At 59.8% G+C, this 20,363-nt stretch carries 12 protein-coding genes; 10 read left to right on the top strand and 2 right to left on the bottom strand.

What is annotated here, in order from left to right; all coding sequences use genetic code 11:
* Window positions 1-38: 38 nt before the first annotated feature.
* Window positions 39-1,835: a thiamine pyrophosphate-requiring protein gene (locus tag MCM46_04650; GenBank protein ID MCG3111095.1), complete on the bottom strand. Its 1,797-nt coding sequence runs from the start codon at window positions 1,833-1,835 to the stop codon at window positions 39-41.
* Window positions 1,836-2,079: 244 nt separating this feature from the next.
* Here MCM46_04650 and MCM46_04645 point away from each other — a divergent pair, with 244 nt between their 5' ends.
* From MCM46_04645 to MCM46_04625, 5 genes are all read left to right on the top strand, one after another.
* The gene (locus tag MCM46_04645; protein ID MCG3111094.1) at window positions 2,080-2,532 is read left to right on the top strand and encodes a DUF5069 domain-containing protein; all 453 of its coding nucleotides are present in this window, start codon (window positions 2,080-2,082) and stop codon (window positions 2,530-2,532) included.
* A 90-nt stretch (window positions 2,533-2,622) separates the two neighbouring features.
* On the top strand, window positions 2,623-3,804 hold the full coding sequence (gene thiI, locus MCM46_04640) for a tRNA 4-thiouridine(8) synthase ThiI (GenBank protein MCG3111093.1): 1,182 nt from the start codon (window positions 2,623-2,625) through the stop codon (window positions 3,802-3,804).
* 474 nt (window positions 3,805-4,278) lie between these two features.
* Window positions 4,279-5,508, top strand: coding sequence for an epoxide hydrolase 1 (locus MCM46_04635; protein MCG3111092.1), 1,230 nt, complete (start codon window positions 4,279-4,281; stop codon window positions 5,506-5,508).
* Between the two features lie 541 nt (window positions 5,509-6,049).
* A complete protein-coding gene (locus MCM46_04630) occupies window positions 6,050-8,992 on the top strand; it encodes a PAS domain S-box protein (GenBank protein MCG3111091.1) in 2,943 nt (980 codons plus the stop codon).
* Window positions 8,993-9,338: 346 nt separating this feature from the next.
* Entirely contained in the window at window positions 9,339-9,668 is a 330-nt protein-coding gene (locus MCM46_04625) for a PEP-CTERM sorting domain-containing protein (protein MCG3111090.1), read from the top strand.
* A 78-nt stretch (window positions 9,669-9,746) separates the two neighbouring features.
* On the opposite strand, the gene MCM46_04620 is transcribed toward MCM46_04625, so the two are convergent.
* Window positions 9,747-10,178, bottom strand: a complete 432-nt coding sequence (locus MCM46_04620; GenBank protein MCG3111089.1) for a CBS domain-containing protein — start codon at window positions 10,176-10,178, stop codon at window positions 9,747-9,749.
* Between the two features lie 260 nt (window positions 10,179-10,438).
* Here MCM46_04620 and MCM46_04615 point away from each other — a divergent pair, with 260 nt between their 5' ends.
* The 5 genes from MCM46_04615 to MCM46_04595 all read left to right on the top strand — a co-directional run bounded on the left by MCM46_04615 (window position 10,439) and on the right by MCM46_04595 (window position 20,012).
* Window positions 10,439-11,602, top strand: coding sequence for a hypothetical protein (locus tag MCM46_04615; protein ID MCG3111088.1), 1,164 nt, complete (start codon window positions 10,439-10,441; stop codon window positions 11,600-11,602).
* 105 nt (window positions 11,603-11,707) lie between these two features.
* The gene (gene uvrA / locus MCM46_04610) at window positions 11,708-17,221 is read left to right on the top strand and encodes an excinuclease ABC subunit UvrA (protein ID MCG3111087.1); all 5,514 of its coding nucleotides are present in this window, start codon (window positions 11,708-11,710) and stop codon (window positions 17,219-17,221) included.
* Between the two features lie 311 nt (window positions 17,222-17,532).
* Window positions 17,533-18,690: a glutathione-dependent formaldehyde dehydrogenase gene (locus MCM46_04605; GenBank protein MCG3111086.1), complete on the top strand. Its 1,158-nt coding sequence runs from the start codon at window positions 17,533-17,535 to the stop codon at window positions 18,688-18,690.
* A gap of 30 nt (window positions 18,691-18,720) precedes the next feature.
* A complete protein-coding gene (locus tag MCM46_04600; protein MCG3111085.1) occupies window positions 18,721-19,359 on the top strand; it encodes a hypothetical protein in 639 nt (212 codons plus the stop codon).
* Window positions 19,360-19,523: 164 nt separating this feature from the next.
* Entirely contained in the window at window positions 19,524-20,012 is a 489-nt protein-coding gene (locus tag MCM46_04595; protein ID MCG3111084.1) for a hypothetical protein, read from the top strand.
* Window positions 20,013-20,363 lie beyond the last annotated feature (351 nt).

The raw sequence follows: 20,363 nt of genomic DNA, 5'->3' as shown, positions 1-20,363 counted from the left end.
CAACCTCCGTTCTATCTTGCTCCACATTCCGCTTCGGTTTATTGTTTCCCCCGAAGCGGAAGATATTGTTGGACCAAATCTTTGAACGACTGGCGGATCACCCCCAGGGTTTCCGGATCTCCCTTGAAGAGGGACTTCGCCAGCGACTTTGCCTGGTCGAAGGTGATGTGCGGCGGCAGCGGCGGGACGTTCGGGTCGGTGATCGCTTCGACGACGACCGGCCGGTCGGCCATGAACGCTTGCTCCCAGGCCGGACCGACCGCATCGGGGGAATCGACGCGGATTCCCCTCAGGCCGATCGATTCGGCATACCGGGCGTACGGAAAGTCGGGGACGTTCTGGGAGGCCTCGAACTTCGGGTCGCCGACGAAGGCCCGTTGCTCCCAGGTCACCATGTTGAGATCGCGGTTGTTGATCACCAACACGGTGAACTGCGGATTGCGCCACTGCCGCCAGTATTTGGCGACTGTAATCAGTTCGCTGTTCCCGTTCATCTGCATCGTCCCGTCCCCGACGATGGCGAAGACCGGCCGGTCGGGAAAGGCGAATTTGGCGGCGATGGCGTAGGGAATCCCCGGGCCCATCGTCGCGAGGGTCCCGGAAACGGAGGCCATCATCCCGCGGCGGATTTTAATGTCGCGCGCATACCAGTTGGTGACGGTGCCGGTGTCGCAGCAGAGGATGGCGTTTTCCGGCAGGCGCGGCGACAACTCCCAGAAAACCCGTTGGGGATTGAGCGGATCGGCCGTGTTCATCGCCCGGGCTTCCAAGACCTGCCACCAGTCGGCGACGTTTGCTTCGATCCACTCCCGCCACCTCCGGTCGCCCTTCCGTTTCAGGTAAGGGATCAGCGCCCGGATCGTCTCGGCGCTGTCTCCGACGAGATTGACCTCCATCGGGTAACGCATGCTGAGCATCCGGCCGTCCGAGTCGATCTGCACCCCGCGGGCCTGTCCTTCATCCGGGAGGAACTCCGAGTAGGGAAATCGGCTTCCGATCATCAGGAGGGTGTCGCACGCTTTCATCATCTCCCAGCTCGCGCGGGTGCCGAGAAGCCCGATCGATCCGGTAACGAAAGGGAGATCGTCCGGCAGGACCGCTTTGCCGAGGAGCGCTTTGGCCACCCCCGCTCCGAGGAGATCTGCGATCTCGATCACCTCCTCGGCGGCGCGCAGCGCCCCTGCGCCGACCAGGATCGCGACCCGGTTTCCGGCGTTGAGGACATCGGCCGCGCGGCGAAGATCGTCTTCATTCGGAACGACGCGGGGGTCGGCATAGCCGATCCCGGAGAGAACGGTTCCATGTTTTTGAGGCGGGTGCGGCACCGCGGCGAGCTCCTGGACGTCGGCCGGAATAATCAGGCAGGTGACGGTCCGTTCGACTTTGGCGATCCGGACGGCGCGGTCGATCAGATGGCGGATCTGGGCGGCGTCGGAGGCAACCTGGACGTATTCATGGGCGACGTCTTTAAAGAGATTGGCAAGATCGACCTCCTGTTGGTAATGCGCGCCGATGGCGCTGCGCGGAACCTGTCCCACGATCGCGACGACCGGCTGATGATCGAGCTGGGCGTCGTAGAGGCCGTTCAGCAGATGGATCGCCCCCGGCCCCGAGGTCGCAAGACAAACGCCGACCTCGCCGGTGAATTTGGCATGCGCGCAGGCCATGAAGGCCGACATCTCTTCGTGCCGGACCTGAACAAATTCCATCGATTCGGAGGCGCGGTTGAGGGCCCCCATGATCCCGTTGATCCCATCGCCGGGATAGCCGTAAATCCGTTTGACCCCCCACTCCGAGAGCCGCTTTACCAGAAAATCGCTGACCGTTTCACCCATGAGCGCTTCTCCTTGATGTGATATGCCGATTTCGGTTTGGACGCGCGTTTCCTCTCAATGGGAGGCGCACCCCTGCCACGGCTCAATAGTAAAATTGTATAAGGAAGCTTACCTTCAGGACAATTAACCCATTTGGATGATGGTCATGATGGAGAGGGCCGCATCGGAGATTGAATATCCCGGCGGGATTCGGATAGACTGGAGCGATGGGGTTCGATTCACGATCTAAACGGGAGGGATTCAGGTGAAGGTAAAAGCGTTGGATCTGACAAAACAGTTTCCCAGAAGTCCTCAGGAAAAGCTCGGCGGCTACGCGCATCTGGCCCGGATGGCGGACAAGGCGCGGGCGAAGGGGGCGGGCACCCTGGGAGAGTATCTCTATCCCTGTCCGCTTGATCAGGCGCTCTTGGAATTTCTCGGCCTCGACGGAGATCTGTTCCAGAAAGCGGCGGTCGAGCTGGAGGATCAGGACCTCCTGAAATGGTTTCAGCACAACGCCAAGATCCACACCCCGGAGCAGATCGATGCCTGGAACAAGGTCTTTCTCACCCGAACACCGCAGAACGAGGAGAGCCGCCAGCGATTCCTCAAAACACGGGAACGGGTCGCTCCCAACCGAACCGACGTCACGAGCTGGATCGATCTGCTCGATCTGGAAGAGGGTCGTGAGGTCCCTCAGCGGACGGTGAGAAGTTAAGAGAAAGTGATGAGCGTAAAAGAACTTTTCCGTTCGCTCTCCTCACTCCTCACTGGTTTTCAGGTGCTCCTCATGTTATGATCCCTCGTTATGTCAAAAATGCCCCCGAACAGTCTGGTCGTTCACTACCACGAGATTGCCCTCAAAGGGGATAACCGTCCGCTCTTTGTCCGCCAATTGATCGAAAACATTCAACAGGCCACCTTGCGCCTCGGCGTTCAAAAAATCGTCGCGCCGCGGGGAAGAATTATCCTTTTCCTGGAGGAGGGGGCGAATTGGACGGAGATCGTCGCGCGGCTTAAATCTGTTTTTGGGATCGCCAACTATTCGCCCGCCTGGCGGCGGTCGACCGGTTACGAAGCGATTGAAGAGACCATCGCCGCGCTGATTCCCGAAAAAGCCTTCGCGAGCTTTCGAATGTCGGCGCGTCGCGGAGACAAAAGCTACCCGATCCGGTCACAGGAGTTGAACGAGCGGCTGGGCCGATTTGTAGAAGAGAAGAGCGGCGCGCGGGTCGACTTGGAAAATCCGGAGCGGACCTTTCACGTCGAAATCCTCCCGAGGGAGGCGCTGATCTACACCGAAAAACATCGCGGGCCCGGCGGGCTTCCGGTCGGCGTCTCCGGCCCGGTCGCCGCGTTGATCTCAGGCGGCATCGACTCTCCCGTCGCCTCCTACCAAATGATGAAGCGGGGATGCACCGTCTCCTTCATCCACTTTCATAGTTATCCCCTCGTCACCAAGGCCTCTTGGGAGAAGGCGGAGGAGCTGGTGGAGCATCTTACGGCGTATCAGTTCCACTCGCGGCTTTATGCCGTTCCCTTCGGAGAGGTCCAGCGCCAGATCGTCACGAGCGCCCCCCCGGCCCTTCGGGTCGTCCTCTACCGCCGGTTCATGGTTCGGATCGCCCAGGAATTGGCGCGGCGGGAGGGGGCCAAAGCGCTCTTGACCGGGGAGAGCGTGGGGCAGGTCGCCTCTCAGACCTTGGAAAATCTCGCCGTGATTGAGGAGGTGGCCGCGCTGCCGATCCTCCGCCCCCTGATCGGCTTCAACAAAGATGAGATTATTACCGTGGCGCAGGAGATCGGAACCTATCCGATTTCGATTCAGCCCGATCAAGACTGCTGCCGTCTCTTCATCCCGCCGCACCCCGCCGTCCGCGCACGTTTGGAGGCGATCCATCAAGCCGAGGCGAAGCTCGACATCGACGGGTTGGTCAAGATGGGGGTGGAAGGGGTGGTGATCCGAGAGTTTCGTTTTGGAGAAGGATAGCCACGCTTCGCTCTTTTAGGGGCGGCGGAACCCGATTCCCTCCACTTCGAGCCTCCCTCTTTCCTTGTTCCCTTCCGTAAAGTCGAATCGAGCCCCGATCACTAGGAAAATGGGGACTGTCCCCATTTTCTCACGTCTTTTTAAGAGCGCCCTGTTTCTCTGGAGCCGAAGGAGAGGGTGCCTCATCTCCCCGCTTTTTGTGTAAGTTATCTCACCGAACTTCCCCCTCTCCAACTGTTATCTAATATCTTACACACCAACCACTCCATCCGTACAATAAAGGGTTAGGCGCCCGAACAAACGAATTGCCGGAAGAAGGCCCGATGAATCGTTGGATGATCCCAGAATGGCTCGAGTACATGCAAAGGATGCCCGGCCTCAATCGCCGGCGCCTTTGCGATGCCGCGGCGGCAACGTGACTGCAGGCTTGCTAGAGCGTCGCAATCTGTTTTTCAAGAAAGAAGGAGTACAGCTATGGATATCGCACAACAGACAGTTACTGATAAGGTTGCAATTCGTCCGTTTCGTGTGAATGTGTCGGAAGCGGAACTTACCGACCTGCGGCGGCGCATTGAGGCCACGCGGTGGCCGGAGAAGGAGACCGTCGCGGACACGTCGCAGGGCGTGCCGCTCGCGCCGCTCCAGGACCTCGCGCGCTACTGGGCGACGGACTACGACTGGCGTAAGTGCGAGGCGAAGCTCAACGCCCTGCCCCAGTTCACCACCGAGATCGACGGGCTCGACATCCACTTCATCCACGTGCGTTCGAAGCACAAGGGCGCGCTGCCGGTCATCGTCACGCACGGGTGGCCCGGTTCGATCCTCGAGCAGATCAAGCTCGTCGGCCCGCTCACCGACCCCACGGCCTTCGGCGGCCGCGCGGAGGACGCCTTCGACGTCGTGATCCCGTCGATCCCCGGTTATGGGTTCTCGGGCAAGCCGACGGCGACCGGCTGGGATCATGCCCGCATGGCGCGCGCCTGGATTGTGCTGATGAGGCGCCTGGGATACACGCGATACGTCGCGCAGGGCGGCGATGTGGGAGGACAGATCACGGACGCGATGGCGGTCGAGGCGCCGGCGGAGCTCCTGGCCATCCACACTAACTTCCTGTTCGCCCTTCCGCAGGACATGTCGAACGCGATTCAGGGCGGCGGACCGGTGCCGTCTGATCTCACCGACCAGGAGCAACGCGCCCTCGACAAGCTGAGGGGCTTCTTCGTCAAGAACGCGGCTTACGCGATCGAGATGGCGACGCGTCCGCAGACGCTCTATGGAAACGCAGACTCTCCTGTCGCCCTCGCGGCCTGGCTGATCGACCACGGCGACGGCGACGACCAGCCGGCGGCGACGGTCCTCGCGGCGATGCGCACGCCGACCAAGGGACAGCCGCCGGAACGGCTGACGCGGGACGACGTGCTCGACAACATCACCCTCTACTGGCTGACAAACACCGGGGTCTCCGCGGCCCGCAGCTACTGGGACAACAAGCCCCCGTACTTCGGCCCCAAGAAGTTCTCCATCCCGGCGGCGTTCACCGTCTTCCCCGGCGAGATCTACCAGCCCTCCCGGCGCTGGGCGGAGCGCGGCTACTCGAACCTCTCCTACTTCCACGAGGCGGACAAGGGCGGGCACTTCGCGGCGTGGGAAGAGCCGCTGCTCTTCGCGTCGGAGATGCGCGCGGCGTTCAAGTCGGTGCGCTAGCTAGGTCTCTCGGGGGACGGTGAGGAAAATGGGGACAGTCTCCATTTTCTCATTCCCATTTTGTATCTCGCCGTGATTCAGGAAGTGGCCGCGCTTCCGATCCTCCGCCGCACCCCGCCGTCCGCGCCCGCCTCGAGGCGATCCATCAAGCCGAGGTGAAGCCCGACATCGACGCTCTCATCAAGCGCGGTGTAGAGGGGGTTGTGGTCCGAGAATTCCGTTTCCTGGGCGAAATCGGACGGTAACCTTCGTAACCTCCCTTCCGGTAGTCTCCGAATTTATCCTCATCCTTGGTCTTTTAACTCTTCCATACCACAAAAAAGTAACATATTTTTTACAGCAACCATTATGCCTAGACGTTATCATTTAGAAAAATATTAACTAAAACATGGACTTATGTCATACCGATTTAATAAAAAGTGGCATAATTTAGATGAGAATCGGATGAGAGCAGATCTGGAAGATCGTTGATCCTTCCGCCATAAGAATTGACTGAAGGAGTGCGCGCAAGTGTTTTGACAATCAAATTATTGGAGAAACAATGAAGGGACCTAGACCGGAAGAGGGCGCGGGGTTGAACGCCCGTCATGGACCGGCGATCGTAAACATATTATCCGAAGAAACCTTCGACGACCTCACCCGTCTTGCCGCTCAACTCTGTTCCGCGCCGATCGCATTTATCCACGTCATCGAGAACAACCAACACTACATCAAGTCGGGCATCGGCCTGGAGCCGCAAGCGAATCCGCCTGACCTGCCGTTTTTCTCCCACGCCATTTTGCAATCCGATGTTTTTATCGTGTCGGATGTGTCGATCGACCCGCGATTTTCAACGGACCCACGGGTCCGGTCCGGTCCGCTCCGCTTTTACGCCGGCGTGCCTCTCATGACCGACCGGGGAGAGGTCGTGGGAACGCTCTCTGTGATGGGTCCGACTCCGAAAGTCCTCCATCCCGATCAGATCGAATCCCTGCGAACAGCGGCTCGGCAGGTGACCTGTCGTTTTAATCTCAGGATTCAACTTGCCGAATTAAAACAGAGCACCCAAGAAGGCAAGCTGTTCAGAGAGCGGCTTGCCGCCGAGCATGCCATCACACATGTGTTGGCCCAGTCCAAAACCCTGTCGGACGCCGTTCCGAAAATCCTTCGGATCGTCTGTGAAAGTCTGGGATGGACGATCGGTATTTTCTGGAGAGTCAGTGATCAGGTCAGCGCCCTGACCTGTGTTGAAACCTGGCAGGCCCCTTCCGCGAATGGCTCCGATTTTGAAGCGTCGAGTCGAGAGATGATTTTTGAGCCGAACGAGGGCCTTCCCGGACAGGTCTGGAGCCATGGCGAGCCGACCTGGATCATCGATGCGGCTGAGGAGCCGCTGTTGGCCCGAGCCTCCCTTGCGGCAAAGGAAGGACTGCATGGGGCCTTCGCATTTCCGGTTCGGGGCCAGAATAAAATTCTCGGCGTGATGGAGTTCTTTTGTTCCGGGAGAAAGAAGCCGGACGACAGCTTGCTCGAAATGATGTCGAACGTCGGAAGCCAGATCGGCCAATTCATGGCGCGGAAACAGGCGGAGGAGACCCTCGTTCAATGGGCGGCGATTGTCGAGTCGTCCGAAGACGCCATCATCGGAAAGACCCTCGACGGGATCATCACCAGCTGGAACAGCGGGGCCGAGAAGATCTTCGGTTATTCGTCGGAAGAGGTTCTGGATCAGCCGATCTCGATTCTCTTCCCGCCCGAGCGCCTGAATGAATTTCAGGAGATCCAGGATCGAATCGCGCAGGGGGAACCGGTGACCCACTCCGAGACGGTGCGGGTGAGAAAAGACGGCAAGCGAATCGACGTCTCCATGACGGTTTCACCGATTCGAGACAATGCGGGAAAGGTCGTCGGCATCTCGTCGATCAAGCGGGATATCACCGGGCGAAAAGAGATGGAGAAGGCGCTCCGCGAGAGCGAGGCGCGCAAGGGGGCGATTCTGGAATCGTCGCTCGATTGTATTATCACCATCGATCATGAGGGGAAGATCGTTGAATTCAATCCGGCGGCCGAGAACACGTTTGGTTACTGCCGCGCCGATGTGATCGGAAAGGAGATGGCGGAATTGATCATTCCCCCCGCTCTCCGGGAACGGCATCGGGCCGGTCTGGCCCACTGTCTTGCCGCCAAAGGAAAGAAGGTCTTATACCGCCGGATCGAAATGACGGCGATGCGGGCCGACGGGAGCGAGTTTCCCTCCGAGGTGACGATCACCCGGATTCCCCTCGACGGTCCCCCCCTCTTTACCGGCTATGTTCGGGATATCAGCGAGCGCAAACGGACGGAGGAAGAGCGGGACCGCTTCTTAATGCAGGAGCGTGTTGCGCGCGCCCAAGCGGAGGAGGCGCGGCGGCACATGGCTTTTCTGGCGGAGGCCAGCACCCTTCTTTCCTCCTCTTTGGATTATGAGGCGACCCTTTCCAGCGTGGCGCGCCTTGCGGTTCCCTATCTGGCCGACGGTTGCGCGGTCGATATCCTGGAAGAAGATCAAACGGTGCGCCGCCTGGCCGTGGCCGCGAGCGACCCTTCCAAAGAGAAGATCGGAAAAGAGCTGATCAACCGCTATCCCCCCGATCCGGGCGGGAAACACCCTCTTCAACGGGTCCTGCGGACCGGAAAGCCGATCTTCCTCCCGGAGATTACCGATGCGATGTTGGCCTCCGTCGCGCAGAATGAAGCGCATCTGAGAATCGGCCGATCGCTCGGGTTGACATCGGCCATCATCGTGCCGCTTTTAGCCCGGGGGCGGACGCTCGGCGCCATCTCGTTTGTGTTGACCGATTCGGGCCGCCGCTATCGTCCGGCCGATCTGATCCTGGCGGAAGATTTGGCCCGCCGGGTCGGCATGGCGGTGGACAATGCCCGACTCTATCGGGCGGCTCAAGAGGAGATTAAGGAACGAAAACGGATGGAGGATCACCTTCAGTTTTTGGCGAGTCACGACACATTGACCCACCTGCCGAACCGGGTCGTTTTTACCGATCGGCTGAACCAGGCGGTCGAGCGGGCCCGGCGTTATCCGAAGTTGATCGCCGTCTTTTTTCTCGATCTGGACGGGTTTAAGGGAATTAATGATTCATTCGGCCACGCGATTGGAGATCGATTGCTCAAAGAGATGGCCGAGCGGTTGACCCATTCTACGCGTCGAAGCGATACGGTTGCCCGGCTGGGAGGGGATGAATTCACCCTGATCATCCCCGATCTGTCGGAAGCCCAAAACGTCACGATCATTGCGCAGAATATCGTCAATGCATTGGCCGAGCCGTTCAGCCTGGAGGGGTATCTTTTTTCAGTGACGGCGAGCATCGGCATTTCTCTTTACCCGCGTGACGGAACGGATGCCGAAACATTGCTGCAAAAAGCCGATCAGGCGATGTACCGCGCTAAAAAACAAGGGGGAAATCTTTTCCGGTTTTATTCTCCGCCGCACGTTTCGGATAAAAATTGATCGACAGAGCCGGCTTCAGGCCGGAAGGCGGCTCCGTTCGGAGAGAGAGTGGTTCCCCCCCGTGACTCTTTTTTCCATATATCCATCGCACCGCTAGAAACCGTTCGATCCCCCATTCCATTCCGTTTCAATATAGGATGAATTGTTTATATCGAAGTAGATGTTTCGATCGATTTTGGATTCGATTTCCCCTCATCGCCCGGCACAGGGCATTCAAAACTTGGAGAATGTGACGCTGATTCCGGCCCGACCTGTTGGAACGGACGTTGCATTGCATATTGATTGCGGCAGAGGTTGGGGTAGGGGATCTGTAAGCTGGAATACGTTCGAAGATAAAGGAGAAAAGATGAAGAGGATAATGACGATAGGGGCCCTGTTGGCCGTATTGTTTGCAGCGACCGATCGGGCCGTTGCCGTCCCGATCGATTTGGAAAGAGGGACGACTTTCCTTTCCCGGTCGGATTTGGAAAATCGGAAGAATCAGCATCGGTCGTCTTTTTCGGGCTCGCTAGAAAAACGGCGTGACACCTTCCGAGATCTTCCCCGTAAGCCCCCCAAGGATAAAAAGGATAAGAAGGATAAGGAAGTGGTTTCGGTTCCGGAACCGGGGTCGCTTATTTTGATGGGGAGCGGCTTGATCGGGTTGGCTCTCTGGAGAAAATGGCGGGACAATTAATCCGGACGGGCAGGTCGTTCAAAGAGGGTGCGGAAATTTTTTCCGCACCCTCTTTTTGTGAGGACTCAATGAAAACAGTTATGCCGCTTTGCTCGGCTTGGAGATCTCTTGAACGGTCTCGGTGACCTCTTCCGGTTTTCCGACTTTGAGGGCGATATCGGCCTGCGCGATCATGCCGAGGATGCGCCCTTGATCATCCACCACCGGAATGCGCCGGACCTGATACTCCTTCATTAAGTCGGCCGCTTTCTGGACATCGTCCTCCGGCTTGCAGGTGACGAGGTCCTCGCTCATACACTCTAAGACCTTCACCTCCCGCGGGTGTCTCTCTTCGGCCACGACGGTCAGGCAGATGTCCCGGTCGGTGACCACCCCGACGAGCTTTTTGTCTTCTTCGCACACCGGGACGATCCCGACATCTTCATCCCGCATGATCCGGGCCGCTTTAACCGAGATCTCCTCGGGTGAACAGTAGCTGGGATTGGGCGTCATGATATCTTTACACTTCATTTTTTCCTCCTATCATTAGACTCAGATGAATTCAAAAATTGAAGGCCCTCTTCATCTACCCTCACGAAGCGGGTAAATCAACGAGGGTTGAGGATGGGCCTTCATAGCGAATGATCGCTTCAATATCAGTATAAAGGGGAGGCCTATCAGCGAGTCAATAGTTCAAAGGGATTACCCTTCCAAAAAAGAGGTAGATAAAGATTGAACTTCGGCGCACCTCCGGCTAGAATTCTCCAAATCATGTGACGGGGAGGCCGTTATTGCTGAAGCCGGGTCGATTCGCTCTTTCCTATCTGATTCTCTTCTTATTCGTTGGGTACGGCTGCCAAAGCCGGCACGGAAACGGTCTGTATGAACTTCAATCGGCCGATCAGTCTTTATGCCGTGAGATCGATCATCGAATCGACTTCCAAAACCGGATCGAGACCCTCAATCTGATCGCGCAGGCCTATTACAATCGCTGCTATGAGAAGGTCATTCAGTACGGTCCAAGGGCCCAGAGCGCCTATCGCCAAAAGACCTTTTCGATTGTCAGAGAGACCGGCAATCTTTTTTTCCCCGATGGGACCTTGATCGACTATGTTTTGGAAAGTCACGAGCGCGCTTTTTTCTCTTTCCTTCTTGCGGCAAGCTACGGGCAGCTCGGCCAAACCGAAGCGGCGAAGGTGGAGCTGAGGCGGCTCGATCATGAGCTGATGACCCGGCTTTACAATTTCGGGGAAGACCCGGTGAACATCTTGCTTCAAGCGGTGCTCTGGGAGCGGCTGGGCGAGGTCCCGGAATCTCGGGTCGATTGGAGCCGCCTGCGCCTGCAAAAGAATGTCGATGAGACGATCGGCGCCTTCGCGATGCGGCGAATGGAAGCGATCGATCGGAGGGAAGCGCTTCGGTCGGAGTGGAAGGTCTATGCCGTCGATTTCTTTCCGAAGATCGAATGGAAAGTGAAATGGATCGATTCGACCGGCGGTTATTTCGCCATCTACCCGGCTTTGGGCTTCCTCGAAGATTGCGCCTCCGACACCGGGGTCCGGCTTTCCACGGAGAGTTGGTTTGATAAGATCGCGGGGAGGTATCATCACGATTATCACCCCCTTTTAAACCTTCAGAGCTGGGTTCGGCTTCCGGTGGGACTCGTCTACGGCGCGACCACCTTTGCATTCGGGACCGGCCTCGCGGTGGGGGGATGCGCCTTGGATGCGTGGATGAAGGGCCATGGTGATTTGTGCCGGGGGGCGATCGAGAGTGGTTTTGAGATGATAAAAGAATCTCCGGGGGTGGTTCGAAAAACCATCGAACCGGACCTGCGGCACTGGGAAAACGTTCCGGCCGCGATCCTGGTGACCACGGCCGAAGAGCCGGCCCTGGAGAGCTGCTTGAAGGGGATTTGGATGGCAGGCACCGGGCGAGTCCGACCGATTTTCTGATCACCTTAATGACTTCCACCCCCGTGTTTCCGGATGCGAATCGTGATAAGATGCAACGTTCGTTTGGCGCGGATGGCAGCGCCTCCTTTTCATTAAAGATGACACATGTCGAAAGATTTTATCTCCATCAAAGGGGCCCGGCAGAACAATCTGAAGGGGCTTGAACTGGAGCTTCCGCTCAACGAATTGATCGTCGTTACCGGGGTGAGCGGCTCGGGGAAATCGTCGCTCGCGTTCGATACGATTTATGCCGAGGGGCAGCGCCGCTACGTCGAAACTTTCTCGCCGTACGCCCGGCAGTTTCTCGACCGGATGGACAAGCCCCGGACCGACCGGATCGAAGGGATTCCGCCGGCGATCGCGATCGATCAGACCAACCCGGTCCGGACCTCGCGCTCAACGGTTGGAACCATGACCGAGTTGAACGACCACCTCAAGCTCCTCTTTGCGCGCGCCGCCCGGCTCTACTGCCGCGGCTGCGGCCGGATCGTCCGGCGCGACACGGCCGACAGCATCGCCGAGGAGCTTCTGGCAAAAGACGAAAACGGGTTGTCGGCGTTGATCGTTTTCCCCGTGCCGATTCCGCAGAACTTCTCGGCGGAAGAGATGAAGGGCTTGCTCGCCGGACAGGGTTACACGCGGATTCACCGGGAGCAGAACGGGCTTCTCGAAGTGATTTCCGATCGCGTCCGGCTCACTCCCGATCGCCGCCCCCGCCTGGTCGAGGCGCTGGAGATCTCTCTTCACCAGGGACGGGGCCGTGTTTCGATTTATCCGTTCGATGAGGCCGGTCAGACCGGCGCGCCCCGTCGCTTTTCTTCCGACTTCCATTGCCCCGACTGCGATCTCGTTTATCGCGATCCGTCGCCGAGCCTCTTTTCGTTCAATTCGCCGATCGGCGCCTGCGACGCCTGCCGCGGCTTCGGCCGGACAATGGGGATCGACGACGGCCTCGTCATCCCCGATGAAGGGAAGAGCCTCGCACAGGGGGCGGTCCGCCCCTGGCAGACCGAGAGCAACCGCGAGTGCCAGGAGGATCTGATCCGGCTCGCGCGCCGCCGCGGGATTCCGATCGACACCCCTTGGCGACAGCTCGGCGAAGAGGAGAAACGGTGGGTGATCGAAGGAGAGGGGGAGTGGGAGGATAAAAAGTGGTACGGCGTGCGCCGGTTTTTCCGGTGGCTGGAGACGAAGAGCTACAAGATGCACATCCGGGTCCTTCTCTCGAAGTACCGCGCCTATCTTCCCTGCGCCGATTGCCTCGGCGCCCGGCTCAAACCCGACCCCCTCCTCTGGCGGATCGGGACCGGGGAAGATGCCGATCGGGCGCTTCCGCCCGAGCGCCGGTTCAAGCCGGCCTCCGTCTCGATCGATACCGCGGCCTTCGCCGCGCTTCCGGGGCTGACGATCCATGACGTCATGCTCCTCCCGATCGAGCGCTGCGCCGGTTTTTTCGACCGGCTTCAGCTTCCGGCGCCGTTGGATGAAGCGACCGATCTCCTCCTCAAAGAAATCCGGACACGCCTCCGTTATCTCGTCGAGGTCGGGCTCGGCTATCTCTCCCTCGACCGCCAGTCGCGGACCCTCTCCGGCGGCGAAGTCCAGCGGATCAATCTGACGACCGCCCTCGGCACGTCGCTCGTCAACACCCTCTTCGTCCTCGACGAGCCGAGCATCGGGCTGCACCCGCGCGACATGGGACGGGTGATCGGTGTCCTCCAACGCCTTCGCGACGCCGGAAATTCGCTAATCGTCGTGGAGCACGACCCGCAGGTGATGCTTGCCGCCGACCGGATTCTCGATTTGGGGCCGGGGCCGGGGGAGCGGGGCGGAGAGATCGTCTTCTTCGGCACCCCCGGACAACTGCTGCGGGCGCGCCGCTCTCTCACCGCCGAATACCTCACCGGAAAACGCGCCGTCGCGTCGGAAGCAGATCGGGCCCCGAAGCCGCCGGCATCCGCGTCGCTTGAGATCGTGGGGGCGGCGGAAAATAATCTGAAAAACGTCGATGTGAAGATCCCGCTGGGGCGGCTGGTTTGTTTGACCGGGGTGAGCGGCTCGGGAAAATCGACCCTCCTGCAGGATGTCTGTTATCGGGCGCTCCGCAAAATCAAGGGGAAGCCGACCGAACCGGCGGGCCGGCACCGGGCGCTCCGGGGCCATGAGCAGATCCGCGACGTGGTCCTCGTCGACCAATCGCCGATTGGGCGGACGACCCGCTCCAACCCGGCGAGCTACGTCGGGGCGTTTGAGGCGATCCGCAAAGCCTTTGCCGCCGAGCCGCTCTCGCGCGAGCGGGGCTATCTGGCATCGACCTTCAGCTTCAACGCGGGGACGGGGCGCTGCCCGACCTGCGCCGGCTGCGGCTTCGAGCATGTCGAGATGCAGTTCTTGAGCGATGTCTACCTTCGCTGTCCCGACTGCGACGGCCGCCGCTACCGGCCGGAAGTGTTGGAGGTGAAGGTGGCCCCGTCGAACGCCCCCGAGAAGGGGGCGCTTAAGTCGATTGCCGATGTGCTCGAAATGACCGTCTCCGAAGCGCTCGCTTTTTTTGCGGGCGATGTCGAGGTCGCCCGATCGTTGGAGCCGCTCCAGGCGGTCGGGCTCGATTACCTTCGGCTCGGCCAGCCGGTTCCGACCTTGAGCGGCGGCGAGGCGCAACGGCTGAAGCTCGCCGGGTTTCTCGCCGAAGCCCACGGCGGAAAAGCGGGTGAAACAGGACTTCTCTTCCTTTTCGATGAGCCGACGACCGGACTCCACTTTCACGACATCGCCAAGCTCCTCGGCGCTTTTCGGCGGCTGCTCGCCGAGGGACATTCGCTGGTGGTGATCGAGCATAACCTCGATGTGATCCGCGCGTCGGATTGGATCATCGATCTCGGTCCCGAGGGGGGCGATGCCGGTGGGGAGATTGTCTGCGCCGGGACGCCGGAGGAAGTCGCCAAGTGCGACCGGAGCCACACCGGTGTCGCTTTGAAAGCGTATGCGCAGGCGGTCGTCTCGGTCGTGCCGTCGGCCCGTCCGGCGCGCCGCGCGAATCGATCGGGAAAGAACGATGTGATCCGGATCCATAACGCGCGGGAGCACAACCTGAAGGGGGTCGATGTCGAAATTCCGCGCGACCGGTTCACCGTCATCACCGGGGTGAGCGGGAGCGGCAAGAGCACGCTGGCGTTCGATATTCTTTTCGGGGAGGGGCAGCGGCGGTATCTCGAATCGCTCAACGCTTACGCCCGGCAGTTCGTCCAGCCCTCCTCCCGGCCCGACGTCGATGCGATCTTCGGCATCCCGCCGACGGTGGCGATCGAGCAGCGGACCAGCCGCGGGGGACGGAAGAGCACCGTCGCGACGATGACCGAGATTTACCATTTTCTCCGGCTCCTCTTCGTGAAGCTCGGGACGCAATCGTGTCCCGATTGCGATATCGAGATCGAGCAGCAGACGCCGGAAGCGATCCTGGCCCGATTGATGCGCGATGAACGCGGGAAACGGATCAGTCTGCTGGCGCCGCTCGTCGTGGCCCGGAAAGGCTATTACACCGACCTGGCGAAGTGGGCGGAGGCGAAAGGTTTTACACAGCTTCGGGTCGACGGGGTGATGACGCCGGTTGCGCCGTGGCCGCGGCTCGACCGGTTCAAGGAGCACAACATTGAATTGCCGATCGGCGAGATCAAGGTCCAGCCGTCGGCGGAGGCCGCGCTGCGCGCGCTGCTGACCCGCGCGTTGGCGTTCGGGAAGGGGGTCGTCCAGATCGCCCCCTCCGAGAAAATTTTCTCGATCAAGCGGGCCTGCGCCCGCTGCGGCCGCAGCTTCGCCGAGCTCGATCCGCGCCTGTTCTCCTACAACTCGAAGCACGGCTGGTGCGGGCGCTGTTATGGAACGGGAATCGTCCTTCCGGGGTTCGATCAGGAGCAGACGGGGGAGGAGATCTGGTGGAACGCCTGGTGGGAAGGGGCCGAAGCGACCTGCCCCGCCTGTGAGGGGAAGCGCCTCTGCCCGGAGGCGCTCGCCGTCCGTTTCCGAAATGAAAATATCGCCGAGATGGCCGCCCTTCCGGTTGAAGCGGCGGAGCGGTTTTTCCGTGATCTCAAGCTAAAGGGACGGGAAGCGGAGATCGCCCGGGATCTTCTGGCGGAGATCCGATCCCGTCTGGCGTTTTTAAAGCAGGTCGGCCTCGGCTATCTTTCGCTCGATCGGGCGGCGCCGACCCTCTCCGGCGGCGAGGCCCAGCGGATTCGCCTTGCCTCGCAGCTCGGATCGAACCTGCGCGGCGTCTGCTACATCCTCGATGAGCCGACGATCGGCCTCCATCCGCGCGACAACCGCCTATTGCTCGACACCCTCCACGCGCTCGAAGCGAAGGGGAATACCGTGGTGGTGGTCGAGCATGACGAGGAGACGATCCGCCGCGCGGAGTATGTGGTCGATCTCGGTCCCGGCGCCGGACGCAACGGCGGGCATGTGGTGGCCCAGGGTTCCGTGAAAGAGTTGATGCGTCATCCCGAATCGGTCACCGGGAAATTTCTGGCCGAGCCGCTCCGGCATCCGTTGATCGAGCGGAGGCCGCCGCTCAACGCGGGGGAGCCGCGCCTGACGATCGTCGGCGCCCGGTTGAACAATCTGAAAAATCTCAAGATCGATCTTCCGCTCCGTCGGCTCGTCTGCGTTACCGGCGTGAGCGGCAGCGGCAAGAGCACCCTGGTCCGGAGTGTCCTGCACGACAATCTGAGACACCTTCTCGCCGCCAAGCGGGGCCGCGGCGCGCCGGGTCTCGCCGGGTGCGATGAGATCCGCGGTTGGGAGTCGGTCCGAAACGTCCTCGAAGTCGACCAAACGCCGATTGGAAAGACCCCTCGCTCCTGTCCCGCGACCTACGTCGGATTTTGGGACGAGATCCGCCGCCTCTTCGCCGCGACCCCGGAAGCCCGGATGCGCGGCTACGGTCCGAGCCGGTTTTCGTTCAACGTGAAGGGGGGACGGTGCGAAGGGTGCGAGGGGCAGGGGGCGCGGAAGATCGAGATGAGCTTCCTTCCGGACGTGACGGTCGCCTGCGAGGTCTGCGTCGGCGCCCGCTTCACCCCCGAAACGATGCTGGTCCGCTTCAAAGAGAAGAACATCAGCGAAGTGCTCGCCATGAGCGTCGATGAAGCGGCCGAATTCTTCACCGCCCACGCCCGGATTCACCACGCCCTGCGGCTGCTTCAGGATGTCGGCCTCGGCTACTTGACCCTGGGTCAGCAGAGCCCGACCCTCTCCGGCGGGGAGGCGCAGCGGATCAAGCTGGTGACCGAGCTGGCGAAGGCGAAGCCGGTGGAGGCCGAGTCGGCGGCCTTTTCCCATTCGCTTTATGTGCTGGACGAGCCGACGATCGGCCTGCACATGGCCGACGTGGAAAAGCTGATCCGGGTGTTGCACCGATTGGTGGCGGCGGGCAATACGGTCATTCTGATCGAGCACAACCTCGACATCATCGCCGAAGCCGACTGGCTGATCGACCTGGGGCCGGAGGGGGGGGACGGCGGCGGCCGGATCGTCGCGGCGGGACCGCCGGAGAAGATCATCCGCGCCCGCAACGGATCGCATACGGCGAAGATCTTGGCCGAGTTTCTGAAGAAATGACTGAACAGAAATAGATCAATCAAAACCGCAAGCCATCTTTTCCCTGCGATACCGGCTTTCCTTCCATCTTTATCATTCTTTATTATTCCCTTGGAGCGATCTTTCCTCAAATCAACGCGCATCCGGATGATCGACCGGTCTGTCGGAAAGCTCATTCGCTCAGCAATGACGCGGCGAGATACCCCTTTTTAATGGTTTCCCTGCTTACTGAATTTCCTCTTCAAAGGGTCTAGACTGAACCCAAGTCTATTCAAGCCGGCCTGTCGCTTGCGGAACGGGTCCTGAATCTAAAAATCTTGCGAGGAGAAATAATGATGCGTGCAATGGTTTATCGCGGCCCTTACCGGGTGCGCGTGGAGGAGAAGGAGAGGCCGTCGATCGAGCATCCGAATGACGCGATCGTCCGGGTCACGCGCGCGGCGATCTGCGGGTCGGATCTTCACCTTTATCACGGGATGATGCCCGACACGCGCGTCGGCATGACGTTCGGTCATGAATTCACCGGCATTGTCGAAGAAATCGGCGCGTCGGTCCGGAACCTGCAACGGGGCGATCGGGTTCTGGTGCCGTTCAACATCTGTTGCGGCTCGTGTTTCTTCTGCGTCAGAGAGCTCTACAGCAACTGCCACAACACGAACGCGAACGCGAGCGCCGTCGGCGGCATCTACGGCTACTCGCATACCGCGGGCGGGTACGACGGCGCGCAGGGAGAGTATGTGCGGGTGCCGTTCGCCGACGTCGGCCCGAGCAAGATTCCGGAGTGGATGGATGAAGAGGACGCGGTCCTGCTCACCGACGCCTGTCCCACGGGATATTTCGCGGCCGAGCTGGGCGACATCAAAGAGGGCGACGTGGTCGTCGTCTTCGGCGCCGGTCCCGTCGGGCTCTTCGCCGCCAAATCTTCATGGCTGATGGGGGCCGGCCGCGTGATCGTCGTCGATCATCTCGATTATCGCCTTGAAAAGGCCCAGACGTTTGCGCAGGCCGAGACGATCAATTTTACCGAGCACGACGACATCGTGATGCATATCAAAAAGATGACCGACTTCCTCGGCGCGGACCTCTGCATCGACGCCGTCGGGTGTGAATCGGACGGAAGCTTCTTCCAGGTGCTGACGTCGAGCAAGATGAAGCTGCAGGGGGGCTCGCCGGTGGCGCTCAATTGGGCGATCGACTCCGTACGAAAAGCCGGCAACGTGTCGGCGATCGGGGGCTACGGCCCGCTTTTCTCCGCCGTCAAATTCGGAGATGCGATGAACAAAGGGCTGACGATTCGGACGAACCAATGCAGCGTCAAGCGGCATTGGCCGCGCCTCTTCGAACATGTCCGGAACGGCGTCCTCAAGCCGAGCGAGATTGTGACGCACCGCATCCCGCTCGAAGAAATCGCCGAAGGCTACCACATTTTCTCGAGCAAGCTCGACAACTGCATCAAACCGTTGATTCAACCTCAAGCTCAAGCAGCATAGACAGAATAGAGAAGATAAAAGGAGAGGGTCATGGGATATATCGCGCAAAAACCGAAGATCGCATACGACACGGAGGCGCTTCGCAACCGGATTCCCGGCTGGGGGGTCGATCTCGATCCGAAAGACCGGCCGGCCGTTCCGAAAGAGAAATTCAACCCGAATACCGGCGCCCACTGGGACTTTCCCGAGCGGCAGGTCGAACGCTGGCCGCGGGAGAAATCGCCCGAGCATAAATTCCTGACCCCCGTGTTCGGCACGGCGTGCCCGCCGAAAGGGCTCTCCGGGGCGATCCGGCGATACGCCTATACGCTCAGCGAAGGACGGACGGCGCATTGGCTCCTCCTTCTGGGCGCCGATCGCGTCGATGTGATCGAGAGCCGGCTGGGAGCGCTTTTAAGGGGTCGGCCGGACAACCCGATCACCGAAACCGGCGTGCTAAGCGAATTCAAACGGAACGGCCTCCGTGCCCGGTTCGGACAGCGCCGGGCCGACGTAAAGCACCAGGCGGTCGATCTGCTCCTGTTTGCCGCTACCTATCTCATTATTGGGCGCGCCGTCTACGCGCTGGGCCGCGCCATTGCGGGGAACGGCCGCTCCGGCAGCGAGCCGGAGGAGATTGAATCAAAGGGTTTGGGGGCTTTGTGGAGAAGCGTCCGTATGACAAAATAGGTCGAGGATCTGTTCTTAATAATCGTAATTGACAGTTGTTGTCATTGGTCTTAGAATCACCTGCAACGACTCCCGCAGAGATTCACCCTCCCCGGAGGGGGACGGGGGTTGAAGAGGAAATTTTCCTCATCAGCGGGTGACTCCTCAAACAACGGAGAAGACGAATGAAGGACGACATCAAATCCAACCTCGATACGATTTTTCGGACGCACCAAGAAAAGAAAGACAACGCACAGAAGCTTGAAGAGGAAAAAGGGCGCCGGGAAGAGGAGTTTTTGTCCCAGTTTTACCTTCACCAGAAAACGACGATCAAGCCGGCGATGGAGGCGATCGGAAAGTACATCTCGGAAAAAGGCTATTCATACAGAATTGACGAGAGTAAAGATGAAATCACCCATGACGTCAAACGCCGGGGCGCCTCGATCTCGATCTGTTTTCTCGTCGGCCGAGACCCGCTCCGGCCCTCTCATGAGTATCCCTATTTTACTGTTTTCTGCGATAAACATGCCCAGCGGGCGCGGTTTAGCGAAAGCACGATCTCTCCCGGCCTGAGCGGCCGTTCCGGCGCAGCCGGAGAGGCGCCGCTGACAGAAGTGACCGAAGAGCTCATTCACAAAAAGATCATTAAAATTCTGACCGAGGTCTTCAGGTAAGAGGTTCCGTTTTCCCGCGAGCGTTTCGTAACCGTCCGCAAAAGTCTCAGCCCAAAGCGGGCTCTCTTCCGGGCCGTCATTCCCGCGGAGGGGGGAATCCCGCTCCGTATCCTATCCCATTCCCAAGTCCCTCCTCGGGTTGACAGGAGTCCGATTATCCTGTACTTTTCATCTTTTGTGAGCCGATGAGCAAAGGAAAAGCGCGGGTGACGGGAAGGGCCGCTGCTGAAGCGAAGGGCCCCGTCATCCTCCTGTCTGGAGTGCCGTTCCGCCGGGAGAACCAGGAGCGCCGGGCGGACCCCGCATCCTCTTTATCTCTTCTCACTTTCATCCTCATTATTCGTTGAGAGA

Origin of the sequence: Candidatus Manganitrophus morganii (genome assembly GCA_021651055.1) — a bacterium.
Lineage (GTDB): Bacteria > Nitrospirota > Nitrospiria > SBBL01 > Manganitrophaceae > Manganitrophus > Manganitrophus morganii.
Note: the sequence above shows the minus strand (reverse complement) of the source record. Positions and strands in the feature narration are given on the sequence as shown.

Bases quoted from the DNA above. Each gene is read 5' to 3' on its own strand.
- MCM46_04650 (MCG3111095.1), bottom strand. From the start codon at position 1,835: ATGGGTGAAACGGTCAGCGATTTTCTGGTAAAGCGGCTCTCGGAGTGG.
- thiI (MCG3111093.1), top strand. From the start codon at position 2,623: ATGTCAAAAATGCCCCCGAACAGTCTGGTCGTTCACTACCACGAGATT.
- MCM46_04635 (MCG3111092.1), top strand. From the start codon at position 4,279: ATGGATATCGCACAACAGACAGTTACTGATAAGGTTGCAATTCGTCCG.
- MCM46_04630 (MCG3111091.1), top strand. From the start codon at position 6,050: ATGAAGGGACCTAGACCGGAAGAGGGCGCGGGGTTGAACGCCCGTCAT.
- MCM46_04625 (MCG3111090.1), top strand. From the start codon at position 9,339: ATGAAGAGGATAATGACGATAGGGGCCCTGTTGGCCGTATTGTTTGCA.
- MCM46_04620 (MCG3111089.1), bottom strand. From the start codon at position 10,178: ATGAAGTGTAAAGATATCATGACGCCCAATCCCAGCTACTGTTCACCC.
- uvrA (MCG3111087.1), top strand. From the start codon at position 11,708: ATGTCGAAAGATTTTATCTCCATCAAAGGGGCCCGGCAGAACAATCTG.
- MCM46_04605 (MCG3111086.1), top strand. From the start codon at position 17,533: ATGATGCGTGCAATGGTTTATCGCGGCCCTTACCGGGTGCGCGTGGAG.
- MCM46_04600 (MCG3111085.1), top strand. From the start codon at position 18,721: ATGGGATATATCGCGCAAAAACCGAAGATCGCATACGACACGGAGGCG.
- MCM46_04595 (MCG3111084.1), top strand. From the start codon at position 19,524: ATGAAGGACGACATCAAATCCAACCTCGATACGATTTTTCGGACGCAC.